This window comes from Marinospirillum insulare DSM 21763 (assembly GCF_000686905.1).
GTDB classification, from domain to species: Bacteria; Pseudomonadota; Gammaproteobacteria; order Pseudomonadales; family Halomonadaceae; genus Marinospirillum; species Marinospirillum insulare.
Window position 1 is genome coordinate 1 of the sequence record NZ_JMLW01000052.1, and the last position, 7,966, is coordinate 7,966.

At 40.4% G+C, this 7,966-nt stretch carries 8 protein-coding genes and 1 rRNA gene; 4 read left to right on the forward strand and 5 right to left on the reverse strand.

The genetic code is table 11. From position 1 onward, the window contains the following. On the reverse strand, positions 1 to 239 hold a 239-nt coding region (locus tag BP27_RS17185; RefSeq protein WP_027850944.1), incomplete at its 3' end, for a helix-turn-helix domain-containing protein. 89 nt (positions 240 to 328) lie between these two features. Here BP27_RS17185 and BP27_RS0113140 point away from each other — a divergent pair. Further along, entirely contained in the window at positions 329 to 655 is a 327-nt protein-coding gene (locus BP27_RS0113140; protein ID WP_027851932.1) for a hypothetical protein, read from the forward strand. A 68-nt stretch (positions 656 to 723) separates the two neighbouring features. Here BP27_RS0113140 and fabV read toward each other — a convergent pair whose 3' ends face one another. Then, positions 724 to 1,935, reverse strand: a complete 1,212-nt coding sequence (fabV, locus tag BP27_RS0113145; RefSeq protein WP_027851933.1) for an enoyl-ACP reductase FabV — start codon at positions 1,933 to 1,935, stop codon at positions 724 to 726. Positions 1,936 to 2,129: 194 nt separating this feature from the next. Between fabV and BP27_RS0113150 the strand changes: the two genes are divergently transcribed. After that, positions 2,130 to 2,570, forward strand: a complete 441-nt coding sequence (locus BP27_RS0113150; protein WP_027851934.1) for a hypothetical protein — start codon at positions 2,130 to 2,132, stop codon at positions 2,568 to 2,570. Positions 2,571 to 2,659: 89 nt separating this feature from the next. After that, positions 2,660 to 5,107: an AsmA family protein gene (locus BP27_RS0113155; RefSeq protein WP_027851935.1), complete on the forward strand. Its 2,448-nt coding sequence runs from the start codon at positions 2,660 to 2,662 to the stop codon at positions 5,105 to 5,107. A gap of 15 nt (positions 5,108 to 5,122) precedes the next feature. On the opposite strand, the gene BP27_RS0113160 is transcribed toward BP27_RS0113155, so the two are convergent. Next, complete coding sequence (locus BP27_RS0113160) at positions 5,123 to 5,998, reverse strand: AEC family transporter (protein ID WP_036240368.1); 876 nt, start codon at positions 5,996 to 5,998, stop codon at positions 5,123 to 5,125. Positions 5,999 to 6,090: 92 nt separating this feature from the next. On the opposite strand from BP27_RS0113160, the gene BP27_RS0113165 reads away from it, so the two are divergent. Further along, positions 6,091 to 7,086, forward strand: a complete 996-nt coding sequence (locus tag BP27_RS0113165) for a zinc-dependent alcohol dehydrogenase family protein (RefSeq protein ID WP_027851937.1) — start codon at positions 6,091 to 6,093, stop codon at positions 7,084 to 7,086. A gap of 58 nt (positions 7,087 to 7,144) precedes the next feature. On the opposite strand, the gene BP27_RS0113170 is transcribed toward BP27_RS0113165, so the two are convergent. Together BP27_RS0113170 and rrf are read right to left on the reverse strand one after the other, a co-directional pair. After that, positions 7,145 to 7,705 (reverse strand): gamma carbonic anhydrase family protein, encoded by a 561-nt coding sequence (locus BP27_RS0113170; protein ID WP_027851938.1) that lies wholly within the window; start codon positions 7,703 to 7,705, stop codon positions 7,145 to 7,147. 123 nt (positions 7,706 to 7,828) lie between these two features. Beyond that, positions 7,829 to 7,944, reverse strand: a 5S ribosomal RNA gene (gene rrf / locus BP27_RS0113175). Positions 7,945 to 7,966: the final 22 nt, after the last annotated feature.

Below are 7,966 nucleotides of genomic sequence, written 5' to 3' on the forward strand. Positions count from 1 at the left end.
ACACCCCAAATAGGCTCAATAAAGCGTTTTTTTGAGCGTTGTTTGATCCTTTCTTCGGTAAATTCGTGAGCCTGTTTAGGCCGATATCCACGTTTGCCTGTATTACGTTTAAGCTCTCGACTAATGGTTGATTTGTGAACACCAAGCGTTTTAGCGATCTCAGTTTGGGTTAAATTGTTATCAAGCAGGGCAGATATTTGGTATCGTTGCTCTCTGGTGAGCTGTGTGTAGTGTCTCATGTTTGCTTCTCATTCTTGGTCGATTGAAAAGCATAAGATGCTACAGCAGCTTGCCATCCAATCCTAGTTTAATGAGTTGCACTTGAGAGTTGAATCCAGGTTACTTAAAAGCCAAACTTAACGCTAGTGATAAACTAGTTGAAGCGACAGATTTTTTAAATGTTGCTGCCGCTAGAAATAAAAGCTCAACATCAATAAGTAACACAAAATACACCAAAGAAGACCTTGTCGGCCGAATTCACGTCAGGGATATTATTGAACAGGCAAAAGAAAGATCTGCTGAAAGAATTAGAATTTCTGAGCAGAATATTGTTACAAGTACTAATAACACAAGCTCAATGTTTAGGAAAGAAGTCCACTTAAATGCACTTGATCTAGTGCTGAGTAACAGCGTAGGCTTAAACGCTAAAGCTTAATTCCCTAAAATCACGCTGGGGTCAGATCCAAGTTTAAACTTTTTAAATTGGCTCTGACCCCATGCTTATTAAGCGTCAGCTTCTAGCACAGTAAAATCAACCAGTGGTGAAATGTCTGCTTCGTAGTCTACATCGTCACGCTCAAAACCAAATAGTTTCAAAAATTCGTGTTTGTAGTTAGCGTAGTCGGTGGTTGTAAACAGATTATCGTCATTCACTTCTGCCCAAAGCTTTTGGCAAGCTTCTTGAACATCGTCACGTAATTCCCAATCGTCCATACGCAAACGGTTTTCTTCATCTAACTCGGTAGGCTTACCATCATCACGGTATAACTGGCTACGGAATAAACGGTTAAGCTGTTCAATCGTGCCTTCGTGCAAGTTTTTGTCTTTCATTACTTTGTAGACCAAAGCAATGTATAAAGGCATCACAGGAATAGCCGCAGAGGCTTGGGTAACGACCGATTTAAGTACGGCAACATTGGCTGTACCTGAGTACTTATCGGCTAGCATTTTGTTTAGCTCAGCAGCAGCACGATCTAAGTCTTCTTTAGCCTTGCCCAAAGCGCCGTGCCAATAAATCGGCCAAGTAATCTCAGTACCGATATAACTAAAAGCTGCCGTTTTAACGCCTTTGGCTAAAACACCGGCCTCATCTAATGCCTTAATCCATAATTCCCAATCTTCACCGCCCATCACTTGAATGGTGTCGGCAATTTCTTGTTCGGTAGCCGGCTCAATTTCAGCATCAATAATTGTATCTTTATTGGTATCAATAGCGCTGGAACGGTAAACCTCACCAATGGGTTTAAGCACGGAACGCTTCACTTCACCTGTGTCAGGTAGTTTACGAACAGGCGAAGCGAGTGAATAGATGACTAAATCAATTTCACCCAAATCGGCTTTAATGGTTTCGATAGCTTTTGCACGCACTTCATCAGAAAAAGCATCACCATTAATGGATTTGGCATAAAGACCCGCTTCTTTAGCTTGCTCCTCAAAAGCCCAAGAATTATACCAACCGGCAGTACCTGGCTTACGCTCTGTAGCTGGCTTTTCAAAAAACACACCCAAGGTATCTGCTTGGTAACCAAAAGCAGCAGTAATGCGTGCTGCCAAGCCATAACCACTGGAAGAACCAATGACTAGAACTTTTTTAGGACCATCTTTTTTAACGCCTTGCTGCTTGGTAACTGCAATCTGGTCTGCAACGTTATTAAAACAACCTTTAGGATGGGTTGTTGTACAAATAAAACCACGGTACTTGGGCTTGATAATCATGCATGGGCCTCAATTTATATTTTAATCTTCTAAGATATGGAATAGGTCAGCAAAGCGTATTATAAACACCTTAGCTGTAAACACCTAGCCAACCAGCTTAGCTCTTTTGGCTAGCTTACTGAAACACAAGGGTATATAACAGACCTATCAATTTTAAAAGTGTAACCGAGTCAATACTTAAGCAAGGATTCAACATGCTAGAACATCGTTTTTGGTTGGTATTTATTTTCACTACCTGCTTGGCACTCCCCTTACACGCCAAGCCTTTTCCCGATAACTTCATTAAATTAGAACCAGGTACGAGTTATGAAGGACTGCTTAACCCTAAAGAAGTCATGCGCTTTTATTTTGTGCTAGAGCGTGGCATGGATGTGGTCCTTGAAAGCCACACGTCGTTAAAAAGAACCAATAATGTTTACCCTGGGGCGGTACTTTTTCATGCCGATGGTAGTGTGATAAAAAGGGATTGGAATGGTGGGCAGGGGCGTAACTTTCGTATTAGTGAAAGCTTAGAAGCGGGTACCTATGTACTTAGAGTAGAAGATGGTAGAGGTTGTGGTTCACTGCATGGCTGCCCCGAAATTATTAAGGATTTTAGCTTAACCTTTGATGTTGAAGAAACTACGCCTTTTTAACTTCAGGCAAGCTATTGATTGGTTGTCAGTTCATGTAGCATAGACCAGCAGTTCTAAAGCTAGCATAATTTAAATTTAGGGAGTTATTAATGGGTCGCATTTTAAAATGGGTTATAGGTGGTTTTTTTAGCCTAGTCTTTTTAGTGGGCTTAGTTATCTTTTTATTGGTCACTTTTGTAGATCTAAATGAGTTAAAGCCACGCATAGAAACACTAGCCAAAGAACAAGCAAGCATCGACTTACGTATTCCAGGTGACTTAAGTTGGAGCTTTTATCCTTATTTAGGCATTGAGCTAGGTAAAGCTCAACTTCGTCCATTATCTACTCCCGATGCGAACCCTTTAGCGTCAATACAAAAAGCTGCGGTGGGTGTTGCACTAATGCCTTTGATAGGTGGTGAAGTAAAAATTCAACGCTTACATCTTATTCAGCCAGAAATCTATTTACATAGAAATGCTGAAGGTGTGGCTAACTGGGAACTAGTTCAAGAAGCACTAGCCCAGACGACTGATGCGGCCAACTCAATAGAATCCACCTCTTTAGCAAAAGATACTGACCAACAAGCAGCAACCCAGACTCAAGCTGACACAGACTCCAACCCATCTATGCAGTTAAATTTAGAAATTGCCGATATTTGGTTAGATAAAGCAGCTGTAAAAATTAACGATGAAGTTGAAAAACTAGATATTGAGTTAACCGAGGTTTCTTTAAGAGCCAAAGATGTCAGCTTGGATAAAGCTTTTCCTATTGAGTTCGCCGCAAAACTTGCACTTAATGAACCGGCAGCCCAGCTAAATTTAAACCTAGAAACTGAGGTTAAATTGGATTTAGCAGCAGAGCATTACGCTTTAAATAATCTAAAGCTTAAGTTAGTTACCACCTACCCTGAAATGCTTAACACTCCACTCACGCTAACTTTAGATGGCGGTCTAGATGCACAAATGGCGAGTGGGCAGGTAAAAGTACCCCTTAACTTAAGTGTAACAGCACCTGACTGGAAAGATGTTAGCCTGCCTGAAATATCTACAACTCAGTTAGCTATAAATGCCGATCTAAATCTAAACACACAGTTATACCTTATTAATAAACTGCAATTAGATACAGGAGTTCGTTTAGATAAACAGAGCAAACTGCTACCTTTAAAGCTGCAGGCAACAGCAGAAGCTAACCTAGAAAGACAATTGGCAAATCTAAACCAACAGCTTAGCTTCAACGAATTGCAACAACAGTTAACTCTTGAAGCAAGTCAGTTATTAGAAGAACCAGAGTTTAATGGTTTACTAACTTTAGAAATTAGCCGCTTAAGAAAGTTATTAACTGATTTGGGTATTGAGTTACCAGAAATGGCAGATCTCACTACTTTGAATCAAGTCTTAGCAACCCTTGGTTTTTCAGGTGATCTGCAGAAAATAACGTTCAACCAGTTAGACTTAGGTTTTGATGACACTCAATTTAAAGGCAATGCTGAAGTTAAGTTAGAAAACCTAGCTGTCTTGTTACGCTTAGCAGGCGATAAGCTAGATGCTGACCGCTATTTACCACCACCCATGCAAGCAGATGAAAAGCCCTCAGAACAAGTAAATGCTGCTGGTGAAGATTCTAAGGAGGTCCTTACAGCAGCAACAACTGCAGACGAAGAAGAATTACTACCAGTTGAGCTCATTAAAACACTCAACTTAGATATTGGCTTCAACCTAGATAAGCTAAAAATTAGCGGTCTAAACCTAGAAAAAATAGATCTAAGTTTAACTGCCAAAGATGGCTTGGTTAACTTGAAGCGTGCCAATTTAGACATGTACCAAGGTACATTTCGCAATAAGGCAGTAATAGATGTTCGTAAGGAGCCTGCTAAATTAAACCTTACAACCCAGCTTAAAAAGCTGAATCTTCGTCCATTACTTAACGACTTAGAACAAGAGTCTATTCCTTTTCGTGGCAAGCTAAACTTAGTTGGCAACTTTAATACTCAAGGTACACGTTTATCTCAGTGGCTGGCTCACTCCAATGGCAAGGGCAACCTTCGCTTGTTAGATGGTGCGGTGACAGGTGTCAATTTAAGTAAAGAGGTTTGTGTTGCTGCGGCATCGATTGACGGCTCAACAGCTAACCAGCAATGGAGTGAAGATACTGAGTTTACTCAATTATTTGCTGATATTAATCTAGTAAATGGTCAGTTAAATAATCAAGACCTTAAGCTTGCTATTCCTGGCTTTGAAGTTTCAGGATTTGGCTTTTTTCATTTGGTAGCGCAAGACTTTTTATATAATTTAGGGATTCGTTTTAGCGAAGATACCAACCAACAGGTTTGTACTGTTAGCTCAAATTTAGCTAAAGTTCGTTGGCCTGTTGAATGCAAAGGTTCTCTAGCCAGTGACTCAACCAGCATTAGGTGCCGCCCTGATACTAAGGCAGTTACCAGCTTAGTGGGTCAGTTACTAAAAGATGCAGCTCAAGAAAAAGCTAAAAAGAAAATTCAAGAAAGCCAAGATAAGATTAAAGATAAGGCCAAGAACAAACTTCGTGGGCTTTTTAGATAAACAAGTTTGCAAGCCTTAAAAAAGTGCCAGCCAAAGCGCTATAGGTATAAAAACCAGGCTGGCAAAATTACCCGCAAGAACGATAGAGGCAACTCTCTGTGGTTCTTGTTGGTATTGTTCTGCCAGCATAAAATTAAGTACAGCAGGTGGTAAAGCTGCAAAAACTAATAAAATGCCCCACTGTTGATCGGGTAGGTTTAAGAAGGGCGCTATTAAATAAGCTAACAACACACCAGATGCAGGGCAGGCAAAGGCACCAATTGTCCCTAGCTTTAAATCACTTAAATCCACATCTAATAAGCGAACACCTAAGGCAAATAGCATTAGCGGTATGGAGATTTGTCCCAGCATTTCTGTAGGCAAAGCTAAAAAAGCAGGTAAATGCAAATTAAAATGGCTAAAGGCTAAGCCTGCAAAAGATGTAACAACGATAGGATTTCTTAGTAATGTGCTAAATTTAGTTCGGCTATCTAAAATGTAAAGCCCCAAGGTAAAGTGCAGCAAATTCACCGTAACAAAAATAGTAATAGCAGCCGGTAGTGCCTCTTCACCAAAGGCTAGCACTAATAGAGGAATCCCCATATTCCCTGTGTTATTAAACATCATGGGTGGCAAGAAGGTTTTAGCCTTCACTTTTAAAAATTTGGCTAAGGGCCATAAAATTAAGCCCGAACCTATAACCACAACCAAAGAACCTATCGCTAAATCTTTATAGTTTGCCAATTCAAAATCACTGCTAGAAAGTGCAGAAAAAATGAGTGCGGGAATAAAAACATCCATATTCACTTTATTTATCCAGCTAATATCTGGTCTAAATTTCTTGGCATAGATAGCACCAACTGCAATGATCAAAAAAACTGGCAGTACAATATTGGCAAGAGTCAGAAACACAGGGATTCCTTAGATATGAGATTTTCTAGCTAACAAAGGCTAAACTGAAAAAAGGTAACTCTAAACACAACTTCAACAAAGAGCAAAATATTATGCGCGCAATGATAATACGTAAGCCGGGTGATTATAATGTCTTTGAAGCAGCTGATATGCCAGAGCCCACTGCAGGCAAAGGTCAGGTTCGTATTAAAGTTAAAGCTACAAGCATCAACCCTCTAGAACTTAAAATACGTGAAGGTCTAGTAGCTGCAGGCCCAGACTATCCAGCCATCTTAAATGCAGACGTAGGTGGCATTATTGACCAAGTAGGTGAAGGTGTCAGTCATTTTAAAGTTGGTGATACTGTTATAGGTTGTGCAGGTGGTTTAAAGGGTAACCAAGGTGCATTAGCTGACTATATGGTGGCAGATGAGCGACTTATTACCCATGCACCAACTAACTTGGCTTTAGAAGAAGCGAGTGTATTACCCTTAGTATTTATGACTGCTTGGACAGCACTAGTTGAGCGCTGCAATATTCAGCCAGGAGAAAAAATTCTAATCCATGGTGGTACAGGTGGCGTGGGTCATGTAGCGATTCAGTTAGCTAAATCTAGAGGTGCTGAAGTTTATACCACTGTTTCATCTGATGAAAAAGCAGAAATAGCTAAAAGCCTAGGTGCAGATGAAACCATTAACTACAAAGAAGAAAAAGTAGAAGACTATGTTCAACGCTTAACCAATGGTAAAGGTTTTAGTGTGGTATTTGATACAGTCGGTGGCAAGTCATTAGATGACAGCTTTGTTGCTGCAAGCATTAAGGGGCAGGTAGTTTCTATCAACACCCGCTCCACCCACGACCTATCACTAATGCACGGCAAAAGTTTAACACTACACGTAGTTTTTAGAGCTTTGCCACTATTAACAGGCTTAGGAATTGAGTCGGAAAGAGCTAGGTTAGCTGCATTAGTGCAACTGGTGGAAAAGGGCCAGCTAAAGCCACTAATTGCCGATGAAACTTTCGGCATTCATCAGGTAGCGGCTGCCCATGAATACCTTGAATCAGGTAAGGCTAAGGGTAAAATACTAATAACCCATCAAGGTATATAATCTTCATCTAACAAAAAAAGGCTACTTAATTAAGTAGCCTTTTTCATTAAACTGTATTTTAGAACTCGTTGCTGAGCGCTTTATAACCTTTTACCAACTCATGGTTAGCAGTAATAACTTGCTCTGAGAACTCTGACTCTGAAGCTTGCACTCTTGGTACTTCATCTAAACAAGAGCCTTTGCTTAACTGCATAGTAGAAGGTACATAAAAACCTGCTGGCAGGTCACAGCCATCAATGACAGCGTTATGGCGTACCGCACAACCATCACCAATCTCGCAGTTAAAAATCACGCTGTTAAAACCAATAAAAACACGATTACCAATTTTACAAGGGCCATGAATAATTGAACGGTGAGCAATCGAAGTACATTCACCTATATCGACTAAACCACCATCTTTAGAGTGAATGACTACACCATCTTGTATGTTTGAGTTAGCTCTAATGATAATTGGATCCATGTCACCTTCTTCATTCGTTTCATCCGCACGAATAACAGCATAAGGTCCAACATATACATTGTCTTCTATGATTACTTTACCGCAAATAATCGCAGTGTTATCAACATAGGCACCAGGGTGTATTTGTGGCATATCGCCGTTTGGATTGCGTCGAATCATCTTGGACCTCAAAAATTACGAATTAGACTAAAGAGATAGAAGCTTAACAGATGAATGAAATTTAGGCTTTAATTTTTTGCATAAAAAAACCCCCAGCCATTGGCTGAGGGTTTAGTAATAAATGCCTGACGATGACCTACTTTCACATGGGGAGACCCCACACTATCATCGGCGCTGAGCGGTTTCACTTCTGAGTTCGGCAAGGTATCAGGTGGTTCCCACTTGCTATGGTCGTCAGGCTTAACTGGCGGTTAAAAGCTT

Excerpts from the sequence above, each read along its gene's own strand:
- fabV (WP_027851933.1), bottom strand. The coding sequence starts at position 1,935 with ATGATTATCAAGCCCAAGTACCGTGGTTTTATTTGTACAACAACCCAT.
- BP27_RS0113150 (WP_027851934.1), top strand. The coding sequence starts at position 2,130 with ATGCTAGAACATCGTTTTTGGTTGGTATTTATTTTCACTACCTGCTTG.
- BP27_RS0113155 (WP_027851935.1), top strand. The coding sequence starts at position 2,660 with ATGGGTCGCATTTTAAAATGGGTTATAGGTGGTTTTTTTAGCCTAGTC.
- BP27_RS0113165 (WP_027851937.1), top strand. The coding sequence starts at position 6,091 with ATGCGCGCAATGATAATACGTAAGCCGGGTGATTATAATGTCTTTGAA.
- BP27_RS0113170 (WP_027851938.1), bottom strand. The coding sequence starts at position 7,705 with ATGATTCGACGCAATCCAAACGGCGATATGCCACAAATACACCCTGGT.